Genomic DNA, 22,351 nt, shown 5'->3' with positions numbered 1-22,351 from the left:
CGGCCACGATCATTATGCCGCGCAACCCAGTTGCGTGACAGGTTTTGCGAAGACATGTCCTTCGAACAGCCGCCTGGCGGTACGAAGGATGCCGGCAACGATCTTGCCGTCCCTTTCATAAAGCTTGACGTCCAGGTGGCCGCTCGGGTGCTCAATCGAAAGCACCACCGGTGGTTTGCGCGTGCCGACGAGAAGGGAAGCGACGGTGCCTTCATTGATGCAGGCGGTGGCAATCCCCACGGCTCCCGTCGTCGCCAGCGAAGGGTGACATTGATGCGGCATGAAATACCGTACGCTGATGTCGCCTCCCGACTTTGGCGGGGAAATGAGCACGGGCTTCGGGGTCACCTGGTTCCGCACGTCTCCAAGGCCCATCCGTTCGCCAGCAGCGATGCGCAGCCTCTCCAACCGATCAAGCAGCGTCTTGTCGGCATTGAGCTGAGCCGCTGACTCGAAGCCGGTTGCGCCGATCGAGTCTGCCTCGACCAACACCATCGGCATGGCGCAATCGATGCATGTGACAGCCACACCGTCGATGGAATCGATGGGCTTGCCGGTGGGGAAGAGCTGTCCGGTACGCGCGCCGGCTGCGTCCATGAAGGTCAGCGCGATCGGCGCTGCGCTGCCCGGTACACCGTCGATCGCCGCTTCGCCGAGATAAGAGACGTTGCCTTTCGGCGTGGGAACGTCGGCTTCGATCATCCCGCCGGTGTTAACGTTGTGGATCCGGACGAGCGTCGTTTCGCCTCGGGCCGGAACGAGGCCCGCCTCGATGGCGAAAGGGCCGACCGCGGCAAGCATGTTGCCGCAGTTCGGTGAGGTGTCGACAATCTGTTGGTCGACCCGCACCTGGGCAAAGAGGTAGTCCACGTCAGCACCAGCGATGGTGGCAGGGCCGACGATGGCCACCTTGCTCGTGACCGGGTTGCCGCCGCCGATGCCATCGATCTGCAACGGGTGACCCGAACCCATGACGGACAGCAGGATCTTGTCCCGCTCGCTGGCATCCGCGGGAAGATCGTTTGCCAGGAAGAACGGACCTTTCGAGGTGCCGCCTCTCATCAGGACGCAAGGAATCGCCAAGAGGTCGTTCATCGCTTGTGCTTCCATTGGAATTATGTCATCGCCGTATCAATCGGCCTATTTGATCCAATTATCGGAAGTACGGTTGATTTGTGAAATGCTAAGAATCGGGAAATTGATGCAAGATGAGCATTAATTGCGAGATCCTTGACCTGCGGGCGTTCTTGAGCGTGGTCGAACTGGAGAGCTTTCATCGCGCTGCCGATGCGTTGCATCTGTCGCAGCCCGCCCTGAGCCGCCGGATTCAAAAGCTCGAGCAGGCAATTGGAGCGCCCCTACTGGAGCGAACGACCAGGCATGTGTCGGCGACGGCGCTCGGAACAGAACTCATTCCGCTTGTGCGGCGCATGTTGGAGGAATTCGACGGTTCCTTGTTCGCGGTACGCGACGTTGGTACCAATCGAGGCGGGCTGGTAACGATCGCATGCCTCCCCACCGCAGCATTCTACTTCCTGCCGACCGTCATTCGCCAGTTCAACGAGGAGTATCCCAACATTCGCTTTCGTATCCTCGACCTGCCCGCGACCGACGGCCTCCAAGCCGTGGCACGCGGTGAGGTGGAGTTCGGCATAAATATCATGGGCACGTCGGACCCGGACTTGATCTTCGACCGGCTGGTAGAAGACCCTTTCGTGCTGGCAGCGCGCAGAGATCATCCCCTCGCCGCCAAGCCCGCGGTCGGCTGGGCAGAGCTTGAGCCCTATCATCTGATTACCGTTCATCGATCGAGCGGCAACCGAACCTTGCTTGACGCGGCCTTGGCAAAATCCAATATCAAGCTGCGTTGGTTCTATGAGGTGACCCATCTGTCCACCTCCCTCGGTCTGGTGGAGGCCGGCCTCGGAATATCCGTCCTACCCCGCATGGCGACCCCGCAGGATGACCATCCGTTCCTGATCACACGCCCGATTGGCGATCCCGAGATATCGCGTACCATCGGCGTGGTCCGCCGTCGGGGCGGCACCTTGTCGCCGGCGGCGGAGCGATTTCTTGAGATGCTGATGGGCGTATGGGGCAGTAATTGAAGGCGAGGCCTTTACGCCTCTGGGTGAACACCGCAGTCGTGGAGTACCTTGACCGTTCCAGCACATGATGGGACTGCCTCCGGAGCGCGAAGAAGCGCTTTGACGCAATTCGACCGACCCTGAGCTGGCATTCAGAAATACCGACGGGAATGTGCAGTGCGGGTCCAAAAAGCGGACAATGAGGCGGCTGCTGGATGGACGCTTCCCGGAGAGTTCCCACCGTCGATGAAGCTGCGCTGCGTTGTTGATCAGGAAGTCCATTGGGCCGAGGCCAGGTTCAATCTCGGTAAACGCGATCCTGGCTCGAAAGATGACACGACAACATTTTAACCGTCGCCTGCTTTGCGATCAGATCGCGCAGCCTCAAGACCGCCTGTTCGGAACTGCTGAAAACCGGCAAACCGCTGCTCTAACTTTGCGCACTTTCCTGGACGCGGGAGCGCGCGTTTAGTGCGGAGGACATGTGCAGCACACCAAGTTCAGGGCTAGTAAGTACTGGCACCGATGCCTCGCTCATCTCATTTAGAGCATTTGCCATTGATGCTTGAGCAAGAACAACCACGTCGACGTTGCCCACGAGCGAAGCGAGACCTTCACGTATCATCGCGTCATGCGCCGCCCTGTCCCCGTTTCGCAATTTATCAAAGGCTCCTTCACAAAGACGACCGGTCACGGAAACGTTCTGACCCATTTTTTGAGCATGGCGTTCAATTAGGCGGGTTGTAGGGTTCATTGTTGTGACCAGAGTTGCAAGGACGCCAATTCGGTTCCCGCGCTGGATCGCCTCAATCGCCATCCCGTCATCTATACGGAAGAGGGGTACGGGGCAGAGCGGCACTGCCGCATCCACTGCAGGGCCGAGCGAGGAACAGGTGACGAGGACAGCCGAAGCCCCCGCATCCACCGCCGACCAAATGTGAGTCGCGAGCCGCCGCATGGTCTGACGTGACAGCGTGCCTTCGCGGATCGTGTTCCCCAGCAGGCTCTCATCCAACATGTTGAACGGGCGCCAACCGGGCAGATGGCGGCCAACGAGTTCGTTAAAGGCGGGGATGATCCCGGGGACCGTGTGGATCATGGCAAGCGCAGGGGACTCATGAACGTCTGTAGTCATGGCTTCATCTCTGTTTTTGATTGTGCACGCTCTTCAATTTTCTGTGGCAGCAGGGGTGATACGAACCCGATCGCGGTATCTGTCGTGCTCGACCGAACGTCGATTCAAAACCACTACGATGCTCTGTAGCTTACCCGCGCCACGGCCGCAGATTTGATCGTCGCGCCGCCGAAAACGGAACTTTCGGCCGTCCCTCTATCTTCAGTCGATGCATGCTGCTCGCCTTCCTACGGTAGCTTCCCATGAGCTCACTTCGAGGACGCGCGATGACAGCAAGCTATCAGACAGTCTTCCCTGCCCGTCGGGAATTTCATCGGCGAGGAGTGCGCTGTCGGAGGGGCAGGAAATAGTGCCGTATTAGATCGGCCGCCACAATCAATTCAGGTCAGCCCCCATGTCTCCAATTGTCAAACGCATACAGAACGATCAAGAGCTTCCCGCCAAGGCCGATGTTGTGGTCATCGGCGGCGGCATTATTGGTGCAACGGCGGCTTTCTTTCTGGCGGAGAGGGGACTGTCCGTCGCTCTGGTCGAAAAGGGCCATGTCGGCTGCGAGCAGTCGAGCCGCAACTGGGGTTGGTGCCGCCAACAGAACCGGGATGAGCGCGAGCTGCCGCTCTCGGGTGTCGCCCTGCGGCTATGGGGTGAGTTCGAGTCCAAGATCGGAGAGGACGTCGGCTTCCGCCGATGCGGTCTGCTTTACGCTACGGACAATCCGCAGCAATTGGCGGAATGGGAAGCATGGCGTGACATAGCGCGCCAGTTCAACGTCAATACGAAGATGCTGAGCGCCAAGGAAGCGGCTGCCACGATTCCGGCAAACGGCCGCCGGTGGCTCGGCGGGGTCCATTCGATCGATGACGGCAAGGGCGAACCTGCCATCGCCGCGCCGACGATCGCGAACGGCGCTCGCAAATTTGGGGCGACGATCCACCAGGAGTGCGCTGCGCGAGGCCTCGATCTGGTCAATGGCGCGGTGGCCGGGGTGATCACCGAAAAGGGAACCATCCGGACACAAGCGGTTCTCTGCGCCGGCGGCGCCTGGACGTCGATGTTTTGTCGCCAGCACGGCGTTTTGTTTCCGCAGGCGAGCGTGCGTCAGACAGCGCTTCGTACGCGGCCAACAGCGAATCTGGGTGAGGCGATCTATACACCGGAGTGCGCGCTGACCCGTAGGTTGGATGGCAGCTACACGCTTGCGATCAGCGGCAGGGCGATGCTCGACATCACCCCGCAAGGCATTCGCTACGCCCGCTGGTTCATGCCGATGTTCATGAAGCGTCTGAAAGCGGTGCAGTTCGGCATCGGCAAGTCCTTCCTTCAGGGTCCGGAGGCATTTGGAAGCTTGAACAAGAGCAAGCCGACGGCCTTCGAGCGGATGCGCGTTCTCGACCCGCCGCCGAGCCGCCGCACCATCGCGGCTATTTTGAAGCGGGTCACCGAGCAGTTTCCTGCATTGGCGGGAGTCGAAGTCGCCGACAGTTGGGGAGCCTACGTGGATTTCACGCCGGACGCGGTGCCGGTCATCTCGCCGGCCGACGGTGTGAGAGGTCTTTATCTGGCGGCGGGCGCCTCCGGCCATGGCTTCGGCCTGGGCCCCGGTATCGGCCGCCTGGCGGCCGACCTGGTTGCCAATGATACACCCTGTGTTGACCCCACCCCCTTCCGCCTATCGCGCCTCCTTGATGGTTCGAAAGTCAAAGTCGGCGCAATCTGACCGTGAGGCCAGATCCGGAGAAGGCCGTGGGAATACGCGCCGAGAGAAGCTAGCGGAATGGATTACGACGTAATCGTCATCGGCGGCGGGCTGGTAGGGGTATCGATAGCCTGGGGTCTGTCGAGATGCGGACAAAGGGTTGCAATCCTCGACGAGGGCGATGTGGCAAACAGGGCCGCCCGGGCGAATTTCGGTCTCGTATGGAGCTCCAGCAAGGGCCTCGGCAACGCCGCCTATTCGCGGTGGTCGCGAACCTCGACGGCGAACTGGCACCGGCTGGCAGCCGAACTCAAGGCCGAAACCGGCATCGATACCGGCTTTGTCCAGTCGGGGGGCTTCTCAATCCGGCTCACGCCAACGGAGCTGCAACGCGGGATCGCATCGATGGCGATGCTCGCCGGCCAAGCAGGAATGGACGCGGAAGGAACGCCGCCGCTCGAATATGAGATCCTCGACCAGGCGGAGACGCGCCGCCGCTTGCCCCTCGTCGGAGAGACAGTGGCAGGCGCGATTTTCAGCCCGCTCGATGGACACGCCAACCCGCTGCGGCTGTTCGCTGCCTTTCACAAGGCGCTGCAGCAGCGTGGCGTTCACTATCTGCCACATCGCAAGACGACTGCGATCCGCCATCGCGCCGGCGGCTTCGAAGTGGCTGGGGAAGGCTGGAGGCTCGGTGCCGGCAAGATCGTGCTTGCGGCCGGCATCGGCAATACCGCGCTCGCCCCGATGGTTGGGCTGAGCGTTCCGCTCTCGCCCAGCCGCGGCCAGATCATCGTCACCGAGCGGCTGAAGCCTTTCCTCAGCCACGCCACCGGCTACCTGCGGCAGACGGACGAGGGCTCTGTACTGATCGGCGAGAGCAAGGAGGCGACGATCGATCATCAGCGACCGCGAGGACCTATCACCTCAGTTCTGGCCGAACGCGCCCTACGCACCTTCCCCCTGCTCAGGGACGCCAAGGCGGTGCGGATCTGGACTGCATTCCGCGTGGTGACGCCCGACGGCTACCCCATTTACGAGCAATCGGAGAGGTTTCCAGGTGCCTTTGCATTCGCCTGCCATTCCGGCGTGACGCTGGCGGCGAACCATGCGCTGGTCCTGCCGCGGCAAATTTCGGCCGGGGCGCTTTCTGAGGATCTTTCCGTATTTCACTCCCGGAGGTTCCATGTTCCGGCGGCTGTCTGACAGAAGAGAGAGCTCGGTCTCATTCACATTCAACGGCGTGCCGACCATGGCCCGCCACGGCGACAGCGTTGCCGCTGCCCTGTTGGCCGCGGGGCATTGCAGCACGCGGCGCACCCCGGTGTCCGGCGCCGCCCGCGGTCCTTACTGCATGATGGGTGTCTGCTTCGAATGCCTGGTCAAGATCGATGGCCGGCCGAACCGGCAGGCTTGCCTGACCACCGTGGTCGAGGGCATGCGGGTCGAAACACAGGATGGCGCGGCCATGCCGGGGCGGGAAGAATGATTCAAAACATTCAGTCTGCAGCCGACCTCGCTCCTGCCTATGACCTCGTCGTCGTTGGCGCCGGGCCCGCCGGCCTCTCGGCTGCGATTGAAGCATCGACCCACGGCCTCGCCGTATTGCTGGCCGACGAAAACGACTCGCCTGGCGGCCAGATCTATCGCTCGGTCGAGCGCGCTTCGGACGCCGATCTCGCGCGCATGGGGCCGGACTACGCTGCCGGTCGGATGCTCATCGAGCGGTTCCGGCGCGCGGACCTGAGCTATGCCCGCCGGGCGACGGTGTGGAACGTCGGGCCCGCTGACGAGGAAACCTGCGATGGCGCCCATGCGCTCGAGGTCGGGATCGCGCTCGGCGGCATCGCTCGGCCGATCGCCGCCCATCGAGTGATTCTCGCAACCGGCGCGCTCGAGCGTCCGTTCCCGTTCCCGGGGTGGACCATGCCCGGCGTCATGGCGGCAGGAGCCGCGCAGATCTTGATGAAGTCGTCAGGCCTGGTGCCCTCCGGACGGACCATCCTCGCCGGGACCGGGCCACTGCTGTACTTGCTGGCAAGCCAACTCCTCAGGGCCGGCGTCTCCGTGACAGCGGTCGTCGACACCACGCCGGTCGAGAACTGGCGCTCGGCCCTGCCTCACCTGCTTGGCTTTGCCACGTCGCCCTATGCCCTCAAGGGCCTCAAACTCCTCTTGGAGGTTCACCGTCGAACCCGTGTCATTCGCGGGGTGACTGCGATCGAGACGGTCGGTTCCGCACAATTCAGCGCTTTGCGGGTCCATCGCGGCAACAAGCCCCTGCGCATCGAAGGCGACCTGCTCCTTCTGCACCAGGGGATCGCGCCGAACCTCAATCTCGCGCTCGCAGCCGGCTGCGACTATGTCTGGGACGAGCGCCTGGCAGCATTCCGCCCGGCCGTCGACGTTCGCGGCGCAAGTTCGGTTCCGGGGGTTTCAATCGCCGGTGATGCGGCGGGAATCGTCGGGGCGGTTGCCTCGGCTCGGCAAGGAGAACTCGCGGGCCTGTCTGCGGCGCTCGATCTAAATCGCATTGACCAGGGCGCCTACGAACAGCGCCGGAACGAACTCGCGCGAAAGCTCGCGCGAGCCCTCAGGGGCAGGGCTTTCATCGAGCATCGGTTCCGGCCCGGCAAAAGGTTTCGCGTGCCCGAGGACGACGGCACCATCGTCTGCCGCTGCGAAGAAATTACAGCAGTCAAGCTGCGTGAAGTTGCGGCGCTCGGAGTGCCGGGCCCCAACCAGATGAAGGCGTTCACACGATGCGGAATGGGACCATGTCAGGGCCGGCTGTGCGGTCTGACCGCGGCTGAACTGCTGGCGCAATGCCGTAACGTTCCGCCGGGCGAGGTCGGTTACTATCGGCTACGCCCACCCATTAAACCGGTGACGCTGGGCGAGCTTGCCGCTTTGCCGCACACGGATGCAGCCATCGTCGCCGTCGCCGGATTCGTCGAACGCGCCGCCGATGGGGCGCAGGACGTCACAAATGGGAGCCACCAATGAAATACGCCCACAAGTTCTATATCGGCGGTGAATGGGTCGAGCCCACGGTGCCGAGATCCCGCGAGGTCATCGATCCGTCGACCGAGCAGCCAATGGGAACGATCGCGATCGGCAGTGCCGCCGATGCCCAGAAAGCGATCGCAGCCGCGCGTAGTGCGTTTTCCTCCTTCTCGCAGACGACGAAGGAAGAACGGCTCGCACTGCTAAAGCGCGTCCTGACGATCCTGAAGCGCCGCAATGACGAGCTCGGAGATATCATCTCACGGGAAATGGGCGCGCCGCTCGCCATGGCCCGGAGCGAGCAGGCCGGCCTCGGCGCTGCCCATTTCGAGCAGACGATCAAGGCGTGCGAGACGTTCGCCTTCGAATACATGCAGGGCTCGACCCGCATCGTGCATGAACCGGTTGGGGTGGTGGCGATGATCACGCCCTGGAACTGGCCGCTCAACCAGATCGCCTGCAAGGTCGCTCCGGCGCTCGCCACTGGCTGCACCATGGTGCTGAAGCCCTCGGAGATCGCTCCCCTCAACGCGGTGATCTTTGCCGAGATCATGGATGAGGCCGGCGTGCCGAATGGAGTCTTCAACCTCGTTCAGGGTGACGGTCCGACGGTTGGCGTGATGCTGGCCAGCCACCCGGACGTGGACATGGTGTCCTTCACCGGCTCGACCCGCGCCGGCATTGCCGTGGCGCAGGCCGCGGCACCGACCGTCAAGCGGGTGCATCAGGAGCTCGGCGGCAAGTCGCCGAGCATCGTCCTGCGCAGCGCCGACTTTTCAGCCGCGGTCGACGCCGGGGTCCGCCGCTGCTTCGGCAATTCCGGCCAAACCTGTACTGCGCCGACGCGGATGCTGGTGCCGGCAGCGCGAATGGACGAGGCAAGCTCAATCGCCGCCAGGGAAGCGGCTGCGCTCGTTGTCGGTCCCCCTTCGGATCCGCGCACCGACCTCGGACCGGTGGCAAGCGCCGCCCAGTTCGACAAGATCCAGGCGCTGATCGAGCGCGGCATCGCGGAAGGAGCGGAGCTCGTCGCCGGTGGCCCTGGCCGCCCTTCGCATCTCAATGCGGGCTACTATGTGCGCCCGACCGTGTTTGCCCGCGTAACCAATCAGATGACGATTGCGCGGGAGGAAATCTTCGGCCCGGTGCTGTCGATCATCGGCTATGACAGCGAGGATGAAGCGATCGCGATCGCCAACGATACGGCCTACGGCCTGGCAGCCTACATCCAGGGCGATCCGAAGGAAGCGCGGGCGCTCGCAGGCAGGCTGCGCGCCGGCACCGTTCGCCTCAACAGCTCCGCCTGGGACAGCGCCGCCCCTTTCGGCGGCTACAAGCAATCCGGCAACGGTCGGGAATACGGGAAGTTCGGACTGCACGAGTTTACCGAGATCAAGGGCATCGTCGGCTTCCTGAACGAGTGATGCTCAAAATGCGGTATGTCCGTTTCGAATGCCTGCGCGAGACGCGGTAGTAACAGTCGGTTGGGCGGCGTTTGCCGGCAGCAGCGTGCCTATGGTGAGAACGCGCGGCAGCGTGGGAATGGTCGACGCCGTGACGACAGCCAGAACGCGGTATTTGGGACGCCACTGCCCGCCGAGCCGCCGGTTCTAGTTTCTGAAGTCGCCTCATCTGGAAGTCTCAGGTGCGCCTATAGTCGGGCGCACCTGAGTTTTGCTGTCACTCGTAAACACAAACGTAAATCTTGCGTACAGTCTCGATCGTACGCCAAACACCGACGAAACCAGGTTTCATGACGAAGCTGTCACCAGCGCGATAGGTCTGCGTCTCGCCGCCCTTCTCCTCGATTTCCACGAGGCCTGAAATGATGTGGCAGAATTCGTAGGTGGTCCCCTTGATCGAATGATGCTCGCCAGGCGTCGCCTCCCAGACGCCAGTCAGCACCTTCTCGCTTTTCGAGGCATCCTGTGCCCAGGTCTTGAAGAATGGATTGCCCGAAATGAGCCGTTCCGGTGCGGGGACCGCGTCCTTTGGTGTGAAGTCCGGATCGGTATCGATAGTAATCAACAGTGACATGTCATGTTCCTCATTTGGTTCGCGGGCTGCCGGATCGACGAGGGCGATTGCATTCTTTCCCGGGCGGCGGATGTTTCGAATGACGATCCTGCCCTGGCGGTTCAGGCAGCGATGTGCCTCGGAGCTGGCTCGGGCGTCACCCAGAATAGGTCGATGGAGGAGTTTGCATTGCCAAATAGAGCGTCGGTCTAGCAGATAATCTCAAAAATTCGCCGCGAACCAGCGGACCTGCCCGCCCCTTGCGCCAGTTGTCGCCGCGCCTGCGACACAGTGGCAAGTCTCTTTTATTGTGAGACACTGACTTGCCCGATGCGCCGCGGCGGGACGGCATCATCGCCATCGAGGGCACCCCTGCTTTCTGCACAACGGTGCAGTCCAGTTTCAGCATGTAGCCTAAACCATCCCCTGCCGGGAACACCGTGACCGGTTGCGCAATGACGGCTCTTGTCTGCAAACGCCGCCATTCAGCGCGTTGAGCGCCTAATTCCGCTCACCATCCACCCACGACGCTGTTGAAGGCGAATTCTCGACCGGCCACTGGTCGTGGATGGCGCAAAGGTCCGCAGTGGCTGGCATCTCGGGTCGTTCCACTTCGGCCCCTTGGCTTTGCTCCAATGCGCCATCAAGCAAGAACGTTTCGAGTAATTCTCACAACCGCTTCAGAATGACTTCTGATGCCTTCTCCGCGATCATTATCACCGGCGAGTTCGTATTGCCGGAGACAATCGTCGGCATGACGGAGGCGTCGACGACACGCAATCGGCCGATGCCGTGCACGCGCAGTTTCGCGTCCACAACGGACATAGGGTCACTCCCCATCTTGCAGGTACCGACGGGGTGAAAGATCGTTGTGGAAATGTCGCCGGCGCGGCGGATTAGATCCTCGTCGCTGTCGTGCTCGCGACCGGGGAGCATTTCCTGCGGCCGGAATCGCGCGAGCGCTTTAGTTTCCATGAGGCTGCGGGCGTGGCGGATGGACTTCGCCGCAAGCAATCGGTCGCCGGCGGTGGAGAGATAATTTGGGCGGATTTCGGGTGGCGGTGCCGCATCACGCGCGATGACATGCACTGTGCCGCGGCTCTCCGGCCGGAGATTGCAGACGGACACCGTGACGGCGGGGTAACGGTGCAATGGCTCACCGAGCCGGTCCGTGCTAAGCGGCTGGACGTGGTATTCGAGGTCGGCCGTGGCGACGGAGGGATCGCTCTTGGCAAAAATGCCGAGCTGGCTCGGTGCCATGGAGAGCGGGCCGGACCGGCTGATCGCATACTGCAGGCCCATGCCCGCGCGGCTCAGGAGGTTGTGGTAGAGCTGGTTCAGCGTGCGCGCGCCTTCGATCTTGAAGACAGTGCGTATCTGCAGGTGGTCCTGCAGGTTCTCGCCGACGCCAGCAAGGGCGTGATGAACGGGGATGCCGAGGGCGGAGAGCAGGTCCGGCCGCCCGACGCCCGACAGTTCTAGGATTTTCGGCGAGTTGATGGCTCCAGCCGACAGCACAACCTCTCGGGAAGCACGGGCGAAGCAGAGCCGGTCACCGAGACGGAAACGCACGCCGGTCACGGCCTTGCCGTCGAATTCCAGCCGTTCGGTCTCGGCGCCGGTGAGCACGCGCAGGTTCTTGCGCTTCATGACGGGCCGCAGGAAGGCTTTGGTCGTATTCCAACGCAGGCCGCCGCGCTGGTTGACCTCGAAATAGCCGGAGCCCTCGTTGTCGCCGCCGTTGAAATCATCCGTCTTCGGAATGCCGATTTCCTCCGCGGCATCGCGGAAGGCGTCGAGGATCGGCCAGGAGAGACGCTGGCGCTCGACGCGCCACTCGCCGCCCGCCCCGTGCATGGCGGACTTGCCGCGGTAATTGTCCTCCGACTTCAGGAAATAGGGCAGCACGTCGTCCCAGCCCCAGCCCGCATTGCCCGCCTGCCGCCAGCCGTCATAGTCGGCAGCCTGCCCGCGCATGTAGATCATGCCGTTGATCGACGAGCAGCCGCCGAGCACCTTGCCGCGCGGATAGTTCAGCGCGCGGCCGTTGAGGCCGGCTTCCGCGACCGTCTTCATCATCCAGTCGGTGCGCGGATTGCCCATGCAGTAGAGATAGCCGATCGGCACATGGACCCAATGGTAGCGGTCGCTGCCGCCTGCTTCGAGCAGCAACACTCGATTCTTGGGATCGGCCGAGAGCCGGTTTGCGAGAACGCAGCCAGCCGAACCGGCACCGACGATAATGAAGTCGTATATGCCTTCGTCCACCGGCATTTCAGTGTCATGTATAGTCATGCTGCAACTCCCGCCTCCCGGCCTGTGCTTGCCGAAAGCCGCCGCCAAAGCGGGGTCATCGCCTCTGCTATGTCCTTGTAAAGCGCATAGCGGCGATGGTAGTGCGCGGCGAGCGCGCTATTCGGTCTGTAGTGCCGATCGACCCGCACCATGGCATTCGCCCCGTCCGTGAAGTCGGCGAAGAGGCCGACACCCGTCCCCGCCGCGATCGCGGCACCCAGCGCGCCCGTTTCCCGCGAGACGGAGACGGAGACGGGAACGCCGAGCACATCGGCAAAGATCTGCGGCCAGAGGCGGCTGCGCGATCCGCCGCCGGAGAGCACTGCCTCGTCGAAGGTCGCGCCTGCCTTGCGGATCGTTTCGACATGCTGGCGATGGCCGAAGGCAACGCCTTCGAGCAGGGCACGGATCAGATGCCCCTTGGTGTGCCAGCCGGCGATACCGTAGAAGCCCGCCCGCGCGTGGCCGTCCTGTTGGGCGCCGTAGAGATAGGGGTGGTAGAGCGGATCGTCCGCCGCTGGCTCAACGGCAGCCGCCAGCGCGCAGCAGGCGTCGAAGGGCGAGAGACTCTCCGCATGCTCCCCCTCGAAGAACTCCCGCACAAGCCATTCGAGATTGGCGGCCGAGGTGGCGCTGTTTTCCATCGCCATGTAGCGAGTACGGTCGAAGGTCGAGGACATGAAGACGGCGCCATCGAGATCGGGACCGTCGATGATGACCTGGTTGACGCTCCAGGTGCCGGCGATGATCGAGGCGCTGCCGGTGCGCGACACGCCCGAACCGAGCGCCGAGGCGACGACGTCGAAGAGCCCGCCGATCACCGGCGTGCCCACGGCAAGCCCGGTCTCTCTCGCCACCGCCTCCGTCACCGTGCCGGCGATGTCGGTGCTTTCGATGAGCGGCGGCAGAAGGTCCATGCAATCGGCAAGGCCATAGGCCTCCATCAGCGCCTTGTCGTAGCGGCGCGCCGCGAGATCGAGCAGGCCGGCGCCGGACATGTCCGAGACCTCGCTGACGCGGCTGCCCGTCAGACGGTTGACGACGAAATCCTTGGAGAAGAACACCGTGCCGATGCGCCTGAAGACCTCCGGCCTGTGGCGCTTCAGCCAGGCAAGCAGGGTCGGCGTCTGCGAGGGCCAGGGACGCTGACGCGCGATCGAATAGGTCTGCTCGCCGACGCCTTCGGCCGCCCATTCCTCGACGAGGCCGGTCGCCCTCGTATCCAGTGACTGGATCCCGAGCAGCGGCTCACCATCCCTGTCGAGCGCATAGAGCCCGTTGCCGTGGCCGGCGCAGCCGATCGCGGCGATGTCGCTCGCCGCAATCCCCGCCTTGTCGAGGCAGGCGTGAATGACGCGCTTGGCATTGGCCCAGAGCTCGCCGAGATCGCGTTCGACATGGCCGGGGCGCGGCCCGTGGCTATGCCCCTCCTCCCCGGCATGCGCCAGCTCCCGGCCTGTCCGGTCGAAGATCACCGCCTTGATGACGGTATTGCCGGCGTCGAGCCCCAACAGATATTTTTGCATTCTGAACCCCTCCCAAGGTCCCGTCCTTGTTTTACGCAATTCCGGACGGAAAACCGCTCCACACTTTTCCTGGAATTGCTCCAGCACCTCACCCCTGCTGATAGAGTGCGAAGGCCTCCCCGCCGCTCGCGTCCTCATGAACGATCGCCATCAGCCCGCGCACCACGGCGCTCGGATTGGCGTGCTGGTAGATGTTGCGCCCATAGACCATGCCCATAGCACCCTGCCGCATCAAGGCGGCAGACTTGTCGAAGACGGCGCGAAGGTCCTCCTTGCCGCCGCCGCGCACGAGCACCGGGCAGCGCGCCGCTTCGACTACACGATGAAAATCCTCCGGGTTCGTCGTGGGGTCGGCCTTGATGATGTCCGCGCCCATCTCGCGGGCAAGCCGCGTCAGCGTGACGATCTTGTCGGCGTCGCCGTCGACCATGTAGCCGCCGCGTTCCGTCACCGGCTGCATGACGAGCGGCTCGATCATCAGCGGCATGCCGTACTTCTCGCAGTCGGCTCGCACGCGGGCGATGTTCTGGACGCACTGGCGGAAGAGATCGGGCTCGTCCGGCAGCATGAAAAGGTTGACCACCACGCAGGCCGCGTCCATCTGAAGCGCGCCGATCAGCGGCTCTGCCTCGTTCTGCAACACGGCCCACATGTCGCTATGGCGGATGCGGTTGTAGGGGTTGCCCATGTCGATGCGCATGACGAGGGCGGGCCTGTCCTTGCCGGAAAGGTCCTGCAGCAGGTCGGCCTGACCGTAGTTCATCTGGATCGCATCGGGCTTGGCATCGACCAGCGCCTTCACGACAGCGGGCATATCCTCCAGCCCGTCGAGAAAGGACGACTCGTTGCAAACGCCGTGATCGATCGCCACGTCCAGGCAACGGCCGTTGCCGAACAGCCGGTTCATCCGGACCTTGCGGTTGTCTCGCATAATTCACTCCTTTGTTCGTTCCTTGCGGAAAGGGTTGCCTCCGCGACGCCGTGGCGCTCGCGCATGAGGGTGAGAAAACGGTTGCGCTCCTCGGCTTTGCGCGGCGCCGACCAGCCCTTTTCGGCTGCAAGCAGGTCGAGCGCAGCCTCGGTCATGTCGAGGGAAAGCTCACCGGTGATGGCGAGTGTCGTGCGCCGGAGGAGCAGGTCGTCCAGATGTTCGACCGCCTCCGTGCGGATGAGGTGCAGGAGCTCCCGGGCACTGTAGCCGGCATGCGGCAAGCGGTGGTCCGGCCCCGCGGCGGTGAAGCGGACTATGTCCTTCGCATCTGTGCCGTAGCGCTCGAAAAGCGTTGCGGCGCGATCGGGGGGAAGGCCTGTCGAGTCCGACAGGTCCCGAATCCAGCCGCTCCGGTCTTTCGGAAATCCCCGGCCGCCGCCGAAAGTACGATCGGTCGTTTCGACGCCGCGGCTGTGGCCAAGCCGTTGCAGTGCCATGTCGGCGGCCAGTTCGCCGAAGGATCTGAAGGTCGTCCACTTGCCGCCGATCATGCAGAGCACCGGCGGCCCGCCGTCGCGGGCTTCGAGCAGGGTACAGAAATGGTCGCGCGGGATGCGGCCGGTGAAGCTGTCGTTGCTCGCCGGCAGCGGGCGTACGCCGGCAAACTGAAAGACAATTTCTTCCGGTTGGATGCTGACGCCCGGCAGCACGAAGGCAAGCGATTGCAGGATATAGTCCCGCTCATCGGCTTCGCACCGCGCAGCGTCGGGATGGTCGACGCGGATATCGGTCGAGCCGACCAGCACCTTTCCGAGATAGGGGAACAGAATGCAGATGCGCCCGTCCTCGTTCTCGTAGTAGATCATGTGCCCGTCGAGCATGTCGCGAAGCGCAGGATTGTCGATGATCAGATGTGAGCCCTTCGTGCCACCCATCAGCGGCGCGGGTCGGTCGTCTGCAGGAAACAGCATGCCGTTTGCCGTATCGATCCAGCCGCCGGTGGCGTTGATGACCAGCCGCGGCCGTATCGGGAACTTTTCCGCTGAGATGCAATCGCGCAGCAGGAACTCCCCGGCCTCCGCCTGCTCGATTACTGCGTAGTTCAGGGCGCCGGCATGCGCCCCGGCGGACAGAGCATCGCGCAAGAGCTCGATGCCGATTCGTTCGGGATGGCTGACCCAGGCGTCGTGATAGGTCGCGGAGCTCAGGATTGCCGGATTGAGCGCCGGCCATTTTTCCAGCGTCGACTTGCGGCCGCGGAATTGATGCCGCGGCATCAGCGCCCGCTTGCGCGTCAGGAAATCGTAGATCCCGAGACCCGCCTTTACGGCGACGGCACCGCGACGGCTAGGGCGGCGGGTGAGGCCGAGAAAGCGCACGATGCCGTTGGCAAGACCGGAGAAGACGTCGAAGATCGGCACCGTGGTCGGCAGAGGAGCGACATAGTGGGGGGCGTTGCGCAGCAGCCGGTCGCGCTCGACGAGCGCCTCCTGCACCAGGCCGAACTCACCATTCTCCAGATAGCGCAGACCGCCATGGACCATGCGCGAGAGGGCGGCGCTTGCGCCGGAGCAATAGTCGCCCTTCTCGACAAGCAGCACGCTCGCGCCCTGCAGCGCCAGCTCGCGGAAAACGCTGATTCCGTTGATGCCGCCGCCAAGGACGCACACGTCTACCTTCGGGCTTTGGCGTAGCCCGTCCAATGTCTTTTTCCGGTCCATGATAGCAGTCCGTTATCGGTCCATGTTGGCCAGCTTCGCCGTAATGGCGGCATCGATGGCCGCTAGGTCTTCCGCACCGAGTCGCAGCGTGCCCGCTCGCGCATTGTCGAGCGCCTGTGCCGTGTTGCGCGCGCCGCACAGGGCAAAGGTCACGCCCGGCCGGTTGAGCGTCCAGGCGATTACCGTCTGCGCTATGCTGGCGCCGTGCCGCTCCGCGACGGGCCGGATCGCCTCGGCGAAATCCTTCGCCTTCTGCCGGTTGGCCACGGAAAAGCGTGGATTGTCCTTGCGCTGGTCGTCGCCTGAAAACGCCCGGTCCGGTCCTATCGTGCCGGAGAGCAGGCCGAGCGCGAGCGAAGAGTAGCTGAGCGTCGACACGCGATAGGCGACCGTGAGCGGCAGCAGGTCCGCCTCGATTTGGCGATCGATCATGCTGAACCGTTCCTGGATCGCGTCGAGCGATCCGGTGCTGATGTATTGCTCCAGTTCCGACGGGCTGACGTTGCTGGCGCCGATCGCGCGGATCTTGCCGGCTTGCTTCAGCTCTTCCAGAGCCGCAACCGTCTCCTCGACGGGCGTCGTCGCGTCCTGCCAGTGGGTGATATAGAGGTCGATATGATCAGTGCCGAGCCGGCGCAGGCTTTGCTCAACCTCATGGATGATCGAGCTCCGACCGAGATAACGATGGACTGGCTTGCCGTCCTGGTCGAAGAAGTGGTTGCCTTTCTGCGTATGCCACACGAGGCCGCATTTCGTGACTATCACCGCCTTGTCGCGGCGGCCCGCGATCGCCTTGCCGACGATCTCTTCTGACCGGCCGAGGCCATAGGCCGGCGCCGTATCGATGAGGGTGACGCCGGCGTCGAGCGAAGCCTGAATGGCGGCAATCGCTTCCGCCTCATCCGTTCCACCCCACATCCAGCCGCCGATCGCCCAGGTGCCGAGGCCCACGGCGGATGCCTTGACGCCGGAGCGTCCGATTTCGCGGATTAACTGCTCACCACTCATGCGGAAAATCCTTGCTCGGACGCAATTTCAAGAATGCGCGCGCCGGTGGCCTCGTCGGTTACGAGCGTGTCGAGATGATTGCCCCGCATGACGCTGAGAATCGGGCCCGCCTTGTTGGGTCCGCTCGCGACGCCGATCTTGGTCGGGATCGAGGCAAATTCCTCAAGCGTCAGCGACACCAGCGAACGGTTGAGGCTGTAGTCGCAAACCCGGCCCCGATCGTCGAGCAGGTGGGCGAGCAGTTCGCAGGTCGCGCCGGAGCGTTCGATCGCCGCCCGATCGGTGCTGGAGGACGGGTGCAGATCGTAGTAGCTCGAGTCGTCCGTCAGGATCGAGCCGATGCCGACCACCGCCACCTTCGCCTCGCGCGCCCGTTTGAAGACGTCGGCCACGGAGCGCATGTTGATCAGCATCGCCCGCTGCTCGGCATCGTCGGCAAAGAGGGGTGCGTGGATCTGGTAGGAGCGCCCTCCGAGCCGGTCGGCCATCAGGGTCGAGACATGGTTGACGTCCGTATAGTGTTTGCCCTGCACGCAGCCCGTTGCCGGAATGACCTCGACATCGAAGCGGCGCGGCGGCTGCAGGCCGGCGACGACGGCGCTGACGCCCTTGCCGCCAGTGATGCAGATCGTGTCGCCGTCGCCGATCTGCTGGAGCAACAGCCGTGCCGCCGCCTCACCGACCGCCTGGAGCGCAGTCTGCGGGTTGTCGGAGACGGTGGGCACCACGACCGCGCGGCTGATGCCGCCGAGCGCCAGCAGTCGCTCCTCCATTTCGACCAGCGCCTCGACCGGCGATTTGATCTTGATCTCAACGAGACCGAGCTGGCGGCCGCGCTTGATGAGGCGGTTGACGGTGGCCTGCGAGATGCCGAGATGGTCGGCGATCTGTGCCTGCGTCAGACCCTCCATATAGTGCAGGACGAGCGCCTGGTGCATCTGGCGGGCGATGACGATCTCCTCGCGCGGTGCTGTCGTCTTGAGTTTCGGTTTGGCAATTGGCATGTCAGGCGGCCTTCCGCTTGTGCAGAAAATGGTCGATGGAAACGGCAGCGAGCAGAATGCACCCCTTGATCATGTCCTGCCAATAGACCGAAACGTCGAGCAGGATCAGCGAGCTGGTAACGACAGAGAGAAGCGCGATGCCGAGGATGGCGCCGAGGATCGTGCCCGAACCGCCGTTGAGCGACGCGCCGCCGATTACCGCCGCCGCGATGATGTTGAGCTCCATGCCGACGCCGAAGGTGGGGGTCGCGGCGCCGAAACGGGACATGTAGATGACGCCTGCGACACCGGCGAGCGTGGAGCAGAGCACCGTCACCCAGAACTTAACCTGATTGGTCTTGATACCGGAATAGAGCGCCGCCTTCTCGTTGCTGCCGGTGTAGAAGACCTTGCGGAAGGCGGTCGCACGGCGCAGCAGGAAATCGAACAGGATGACGACGGCGACGAAGATCAGGATGACATAGGGAACGCCGTAGAACGTGCCCTGCCCGACCGCCTTGAAGCCCGCCGGCAACGTGAAGAGCGAAAGCGGCGTGCCCTTTGTGATTATGAGGCAAAGCCCGCGTACGATCACCATGGCGGCGAGCGACGTGATGAAGTGGTTGAGGCCCACGACCGTCACGAAGAAGCCCATGATGCCGCCGATCGCGCTGCTCGCGGCGATGCCGACGAGCGAGGCCGTCCAAGGGTCGAGACCGGCGAGGAAGAGCGTGCCCGAGAGCACCATTGCAAAGCAGACGACGGAGCCGACCGCGAGGTCGATGCCACCGACGATGAGCAGGATCGTCATGCCTACGACGACGATGCCTTCAACCGAAAAACTCATCAGCATGGCGCGGAGATTGCCGAGTGTCAGGAAGTGCGGCGAGGCGAAGCTCATGACCACGCAGAGCGTGAGGATGATCGCGATCAGCCCCGCCTCGCGCATCCTGCCGATGCGTTTCCAGGACGATGTCTTCGTCGCGCCTGCCACCATCGTGTCGATTGCCATTCCCGTCCCTCCCACGTTCTCGTCACGCGGCATGGTTTGCCGCCTTTGCCGTCCCCACCCCCGAGGCAAGGCGGATCACGGCCTCTTCCGTCATCTCGTCAACGCCGAGTTCACCAGCAATGCGCCCCTCCCGGACCACGAGCACGCGGTCCGAGAGACCGAGCAGCTCCGGCATTTCCGAAGAGATGACGATGATGCCGATGCCCGAGCAGGCAAGCTCACGCAGCAGGCGGTGAATTTCCGCCTTCGCGCCGACATCGATGCCGCGTGTCGGCTCGTCCATCAGAATAACCTTCGGCTTCACCGCGAGCTGCTTGGCGATCGCCACCTTCTGCTGATTACCGCCGGAGAGCGACTTTGCGGGTGCCTCGATACCGCCCATCCGGACCGCAAGCCGCCGCGCGAAATCCTCTGCAAGCGAGGCCTCCGCACGGACGTTCATGAGACCGACGGAATTCGTCAGCGACTTCAGATCCAGCACGGAAATGTTCTGCGCGACCGACATCTCCAGAAAGATGCCGGAGCCCTTGCGGTCCTCCGACAGATAGACGATCCCGGCCTTCACGGCATCGGAATAGGAATTGATCCCCTGCGCCTTGCCGCGCAGGCGTACCGCACCCGCCGTGCGCGATCGAAGCCCGCAGATCCCCTCGGCGATTTCCGTGCGGCCGGATCCGATCAGGCCACCGATACCAAGAATCTCGCCCTTGCGCAGCGCGAAGCTGACGCCATGGAAGCGCTCGCCGTCACCGATGTCGTCTACCTCGAAGATCGGCTCGAACGCCCCGCCCGGTTCGAGCTTTTCCGGATAGAGCTGCGAGATCTCGCGCCCTACCATGCGGCGCACCACGTCGTCCGGCGTGATATCGGCGATGCGATCGGTGCAGACGTAACGGCCGTCGCGGAACACCGTGACACGGTCGCAGAGGCTGAAGATCTCGGCCATGCGATGGCTGATATAGATGATCGATATGCCGTTCGCCTTGAGGTCGCGGATGATCGAAAAGAGCTGCTGCGCCTCGGTTTCGGTCAGCGCCGCCGTCGGCTCGTCCAGGATCAGCACGCGGCAGTCGAGCGTCAGCGCCTTGGCGATCTCGACGAGTTGCTGGCTGGAGATTGGCAGGTCCGCAACCTTGCGGCCGACGTCGATCGCGGCAAGCCGGTCCATCACCGCCTGCGCGCCACGTTCGAGCGCGCGGTAGTTCATGAAGGGAGTACGGCGGCGGTTGGTCGCCGCCATGAACATGTTTTCCGCGACCGTGACATCCGGGCAGAGCGCGATTTCCTGATGCACGAGACCGATTCCGAGCAACTGGGCAATGGCAGGAGAGGCGATTCGCACGACCTTGCCGTCCACGCGGATTTCGCCTTCGGTCGGCAGCAGCACGCCCGCGATGATGTTCATCAGCGTCGACTTGCCGGCGCCGTTCTCGCCGCACAGCGCATGTATCTCGCCGCGCTCAAGCGTGAAGTCGACGTCCGTCAATGCCTTCACCGCCCCAAAGTGCTTGGTCACGCCGCGAATCGTGAGCACCGGCTCCGCCATCGCTTCCTCCCCCTCCCTCCGTGGGGCCATCCGCACTATGAGGCGCGGATGGCGCTAATCCGGAGCTTACTCCTCGATGCCCTTCGTGCCGCGACGCTGCAGGTACTTGTCCCAATAGAAGTCGTCGGCATTTTCCGCCGTCACAATGGAGAGGCCATTGTCGACGACCGGGATGCTCATGGGGTTGAAGCCGGAGCGCTTGGCATCGTTCATCGGATCGATCAGTTCGGGATGCTTGGCGAGCCAAAGCAGCATGAAGCCCATATAGCCCTGCATGCCCTGGTTCGGGTTGATCGAGCCGAAGACCTCGCCGGCCTTGATCATGTCGAGGATATTGGCGTTGACGTCCGCGCACATGACGAGGACCTTACCGCCACTTTCCTTGTTGGCCTGCGCGGCACCGATCGCCGAGTTCGCCTCCGGCATGAAGACGGCACCGAGGTTCGGATTGGCCTGGATGATGCTGTTGAGACCCTGATAAGCCTTGGTCGGATCCTGGTTGGAGGCGGCGCGGCCGACGAGCTTCATGTCCGGCCACTTCTCCTCCATGCGGCCAATGAAGGCGGCGATGCGCTTGTCGTGGTTGTCCTGTCCCGGATTCTCCAGAACCGCATATTCACCCTTGCCACCCATCTTCTCGGCGATCGCGTCGGCCGCATAGATACCTTCGCGGGTGTTGTCCGAGGTGATGAAGGACACGCGCCTGGAGAGCGGCGAGTCGGCCGCGAAGGTGACGACTGCCGTGCCCTGGTCGGTGGCACGGTTGATCGGCTCGATGAACGGGTCGGAGTTCATCGGATGGACGAGAATGCCGGCCGGATTCTGCGCCAGTGCCTGGTCGAAGGTAGCGATCTGCTTGTTGACGTCATATTCCGGCGTGCCGGTATATTCCGTCTCACAGCCGAACTGCTGGCCGGCCTGCTTGAACATTTCATAGACCGGGAACCAGTATTCAACGCCCGAGACCATGACGTTCATGACGTATTTTTCGCCCGGTTTGCAGCGGAACGGGTTATCTGTCTCGGCCGCCGCGGAACCGGCAAAAAGCGCTGCCGTAAGGACCGCCATCGCGGTCGAGCTGAAAAAAGTGCGCAAGTGTCCTCCTCGAGGCCGAAGCCCCTCCCAAAAAGCCCGAGGGCGTCGAGCCGACGCTGATCTCAGTGAAGACCGGATTTCCTCCTCGAAGTCCGGTATGGGCAGCTAAACGCAAAGCGCATCGCCTGTCAATATAATTCAAGTTGTGAATTATAATTCAGGCGCCACAGGAGAAAGCGCCCCGGGCAGCCTGCGACGAGACAAGCGTCGTCTAACCAAATGCTCTGCTCTACAAGCGCGGGTGATACGGGGAGCGGCAGAGGGTTCTGCTGGAACGTTCGCGGCCCCGGTGCG

Annotated in this window: 18 protein-coding genes; 6 read left to right on the top strand and 12 right to left on the bottom strand. The window is 63.3% G+C overall.

The window, feature by feature from the left end; genetic code table 11:
• Positions 1 to 12: 12 nt before the first annotated feature.
• A complete protein-coding gene (locus RHIBR816_RS0111530) occupies positions 13 to 1,095 on the bottom strand; it encodes a 4-oxalomesaconate tautomerase (RefSeq protein WP_018236698.1) in 1,083 nt (360 codons plus the stop codon).
• Between the two features lie 113 nt (positions 1,096 to 1,208).
• On the opposite strand from RHIBR816_RS0111530, the gene RHIBR816_RS0111525 reads away from it, so the two are divergent.
• Positions 1,209 to 2,108 carry a LysR family transcriptional regulator gene (locus RHIBR816_RS0111525; RefSeq protein ID WP_018236697.1) on the top strand — a complete coding sequence of 300 codons (900 nt, stop codon included), beginning with the start codon at positions 1,209 to 1,211 and terminating at the stop codon, positions 2,106 to 2,108.
• A 409-nt stretch (positions 2,109 to 2,517) separates the two neighbouring features.
• On the opposite strand, the gene RHIBR816_RS0111520 is transcribed toward RHIBR816_RS0111525, so the two are convergent.
• Complete coding sequence (locus RHIBR816_RS0111520; RefSeq protein ID WP_018236696.1) at positions 2,518 to 3,222, bottom strand: aspartate/glutamate racemase family protein; 705 nt, start codon at positions 3,220 to 3,222, stop codon at positions 2,518 to 2,520.
• Between the two features lie 394 nt (positions 3,223 to 3,616).
• Here RHIBR816_RS0111520 and RHIBR816_RS0111515 point away from each other — a divergent pair, with 394 nt between their 5' ends.
• From RHIBR816_RS0111515 to RHIBR816_RS0111495, 5 genes are read left to right on the top strand one after another with little or no spacing between them, the layout of a single operon-like run.
• Positions 3,617 to 4,939 carry an FAD-binding oxidoreductase gene (locus tag RHIBR816_RS0111515; RefSeq protein WP_018236695.1) on the top strand — a complete coding sequence of 441 codons (1,323 nt, stop codon included), beginning with the start codon at positions 3,617 to 3,619 and terminating at the stop codon, positions 4,937 to 4,939.
• Positions 4,940 to 4,996: 57 nt separating this feature from the next.
• The gene (locus tag RHIBR816_RS0111510) at positions 4,997 to 6,124 is read left to right on the top strand and encodes an FAD-binding oxidoreductase (RefSeq protein WP_018236694.1); all 1,128 of its coding nucleotides are present in this window, start codon (positions 4,997 to 4,999) and stop codon (positions 6,122 to 6,124) included.
• Positions 6,105 to 6,407: a (2Fe-2S)-binding protein gene (locus RHIBR816_RS0111505; RefSeq protein WP_018236693.1), complete on the top strand. Its 303-nt coding sequence runs from the start codon at positions 6,105 to 6,107 to the stop codon at positions 6,405 to 6,407. The genes RHIBR816_RS0111510 and RHIBR816_RS0111505 overlap by 20 nt, the downstream gene beginning before the upstream one ends.
• Positions 6,404 to 7,924: an NAD(P)/FAD-dependent oxidoreductase gene (locus RHIBR816_RS0111500; protein WP_018236692.1), complete on the top strand. Its 1,521-nt coding sequence runs from the start codon at positions 6,404 to 6,406 to the stop codon at positions 7,922 to 7,924. Before RHIBR816_RS0111505 ends, RHIBR816_RS0111500 begins: the two co-directional genes overlap by 4 nt.
• Positions 7,921 to 9,348 carry an aldehyde dehydrogenase family protein gene (locus RHIBR816_RS0111495; RefSeq protein WP_018236691.1) on the top strand — a complete coding sequence of 476 codons (1,428 nt, stop codon included), beginning with the start codon at positions 7,921 to 7,923 and terminating at the stop codon, positions 9,346 to 9,348. The genes RHIBR816_RS0111500 and RHIBR816_RS0111495 overlap by 4 nt, the downstream gene beginning before the upstream one ends.
• A gap of 256 nt (positions 9,349 to 9,604) precedes the next feature.
• Here the strand turns inward: RHIBR816_RS0111495 and RHIBR816_RS0111490 are convergent, their stop codons facing one another.
• From RHIBR816_RS0111490 to RHIBR816_RS0111440, 10 genes are all read right to left on the bottom strand, one after another.
• Positions 9,605 to 9,961: a cupin domain-containing protein gene (locus tag RHIBR816_RS0111490; protein WP_018236690.1), complete on the bottom strand. Its 357-nt coding sequence runs from the start codon at positions 9,959 to 9,961 to the stop codon at positions 9,605 to 9,607.
• Between the two features lie 648 nt (positions 9,962 to 10,609).
• Positions 10,610 to 12,235 (bottom strand): GMC family oxidoreductase, encoded by a 1,626-nt coding sequence (locus tag RHIBR816_RS0111480; protein WP_026186883.1) that lies wholly within the window; start codon positions 12,233 to 12,235, stop codon positions 10,610 to 10,612.
• A complete protein-coding gene (locus RHIBR816_RS0111475; protein WP_018236687.1) occupies positions 12,232 to 13,761 on the bottom strand; it encodes an FGGY-family carbohydrate kinase in 1,530 nt (509 codons plus the stop codon). The genes RHIBR816_RS0111480 and RHIBR816_RS0111475 overlap by 4 nt, the downstream gene beginning before the upstream one ends.
• An 88-nt stretch (positions 13,762 to 13,849) precedes the next feature.
• Positions 13,850 to 14,692 carry a class I fructose-bisphosphate aldolase gene (locus RHIBR816_RS0111470; RefSeq protein WP_018236686.1) on the bottom strand — a complete coding sequence of 281 codons (843 nt, stop codon included), beginning with the start codon at positions 14,690 to 14,692 and terminating at the stop codon, positions 13,850 to 13,852.
• Positions 14,665 to 16,413, bottom strand: a complete 1,749-nt coding sequence (locus RHIBR816_RS0111465) for a glycerol-3-phosphate dehydrogenase/oxidase (RefSeq protein WP_026186882.1) — start codon at positions 16,411 to 16,413, stop codon at positions 14,665 to 14,667. Before RHIBR816_RS0111465 ends, RHIBR816_RS0111470 begins: the two co-directional genes overlap by 28 nt.
• A gap of 12 nt (positions 16,414 to 16,425) precedes the next feature.
• Positions 16,426 to 17,421 carry an aldo/keto reductase gene (locus RHIBR816_RS0111460; protein WP_018236684.1) on the bottom strand — a complete coding sequence of 332 codons (996 nt, stop codon included), beginning with the start codon at positions 17,419 to 17,421 and terminating at the stop codon, positions 16,426 to 16,428.
• Positions 17,418 to 18,425 (bottom strand): sugar-binding transcriptional regulator, encoded by a 1,008-nt coding sequence (locus RHIBR816_RS0111455; protein ID WP_018236683.1) that lies wholly within the window; start codon positions 18,423 to 18,425, stop codon positions 17,418 to 17,420. Before RHIBR816_RS0111455 ends, RHIBR816_RS0111460 begins: the two co-directional genes overlap by 4 nt.
• Before the next feature lies 1 nt (position 18,426).
• Positions 18,427 to 19,416 (bottom strand): ABC transporter permease, encoded by a 990-nt coding sequence (locus RHIBR816_RS0111450; RefSeq protein ID WP_018236682.1) that lies wholly within the window; start codon positions 19,414 to 19,416, stop codon positions 18,427 to 18,429.
• A gap of 22 nt (positions 19,417 to 19,438) precedes the next feature.
• The gene (locus tag RHIBR816_RS0111445) at positions 19,439 to 20,962 is read right to left on the bottom strand and encodes a sugar ABC transporter ATP-binding protein (protein WP_018236681.1); all 1,524 of its coding nucleotides are present in this window, start codon (positions 20,960 to 20,962) and stop codon (positions 19,439 to 19,441) included.
• 66 nt (positions 20,963 to 21,028) lie between these two features.
• Positions 21,029 to 22,057, bottom strand: coding sequence for a substrate-binding domain-containing protein (locus RHIBR816_RS0111440; RefSeq protein WP_018236680.1), 1,029 nt, complete (start codon positions 22,055 to 22,057; stop codon positions 21,029 to 21,031).
• Positions 22,058 to 22,351 lie beyond the last annotated feature (294 nt).

It is taken from the genome of Ensifer sp. BR816, from assembly GCF_000378985.1.
Classification (GTDB): domain Bacteria; phylum Pseudomonadota; class Alphaproteobacteria; order Rhizobiales; family Rhizobiaceae; genus Sinorhizobium.
Note: the sequence above shows the minus strand (reverse complement) of the source record. Positions and strands in the feature narration are given on the sequence as shown.

Excerpts from the sequence above, each read along its gene's own strand:
- RHIBR816_RS0111445 (WP_018236681.1), bottom strand. The coding sequence starts at position 20,962 with ATGGCGGAGCCGGTGCTCACGATTCGCGGCGTGACCAAGCACTTTGGG.
- RHIBR816_RS0111490 (WP_018236690.1), bottom strand. The coding sequence starts at position 9,961 with ATGTCACTGTTGATTACTATCGATACCGATCCGGACTTCACACCAAAG.
- RHIBR816_RS0111525 (WP_018236697.1), top strand. The coding sequence starts at position 1,209 with ATGAGCATTAATTGCGAGATCCTTGACCTGCGGGCGTTCTTGAGCGTG.
- RHIBR816_RS0111510 (WP_018236694.1), top strand. The coding sequence starts at position 4,997 with ATGGATTACGACGTAATCGTCATCGGCGGCGGGCTGGTAGGGGTATCG.
- RHIBR816_RS0111450 (WP_018236682.1), bottom strand. The coding sequence starts at position 19,416 with ATGGCAATCGACACGATGGTGGCAGGCGCGACGAAGACATCGTCCTGG.
- RHIBR816_RS0111470 (WP_018236686.1), bottom strand. The coding sequence starts at position 14,692 with ATGCGAGACAACCGCAAGGTCCGGATGAACCGGCTGTTCGGCAACGGC.
- RHIBR816_RS0111475 (WP_018236687.1), bottom strand. The coding sequence starts at position 13,761 with ATGCAAAAATATCTGTTGGGGCTCGACGCCGGCAATACCGTCATCAAG.
- RHIBR816_RS0111500 (WP_018236692.1), top strand. The coding sequence starts at position 6,404 with ATGATTCAAAACATTCAGTCTGCAGCCGACCTCGCTCCTGCCTATGAC.
- RHIBR816_RS0111495 (WP_018236691.1), top strand. The coding sequence starts at position 7,921 with ATGAAATACGCCCACAAGTTCTATATCGGCGGTGAATGGGTCGAGCCC.
- RHIBR816_RS0111520 (WP_018236696.1), bottom strand. The coding sequence starts at position 3,222 with ATGACTACAGACGTTCATGAGTCCCCTGCGCTTGCCATGATCCACACG.
- RHIBR816_RS0111530 (WP_018236698.1), bottom strand. The coding sequence starts at position 1,095 with ATGAACGACCTCTTGGCGATTCCTTGCGTCCTGATGAGAGGCGGCACC.
- RHIBR816_RS0111480 (WP_026186883.1), bottom strand. The coding sequence starts at position 12,235 with ATGACTATACATGACACTGAAATGCCGGTGGACGAAGGCATATACGAC.
- RHIBR816_RS0111505 (WP_018236693.1), top strand. The coding sequence starts at position 6,105 with ATGTTCCGGCGGCTGTCTGACAGAAGAGAGAGCTCGGTCTCATTCACA.
- RHIBR816_RS0111515 (WP_018236695.1), top strand. The coding sequence starts at position 3,617 with ATGTCTCCAATTGTCAAACGCATACAGAACGATCAAGAGCTTCCCGCC.
- RHIBR816_RS0111455 (WP_018236683.1), bottom strand. The coding sequence starts at position 18,425 with ATGCCAATTGCCAAACCGAAACTCAAGACGACAGCACCGCGCGAGGAG.
- RHIBR816_RS0111465 (WP_026186882.1), bottom strand. The coding sequence starts at position 16,413 with ATGGACCGGAAAAAGACATTGGACGGGCTACGCCAAAGCCCGAAGGTA.
- RHIBR816_RS0111460 (WP_018236684.1), bottom strand. The coding sequence starts at position 17,421 with ATGAGTGGTGAGCAGTTAATCCGCGAAATCGGACGCTCCGGCGTCAAG.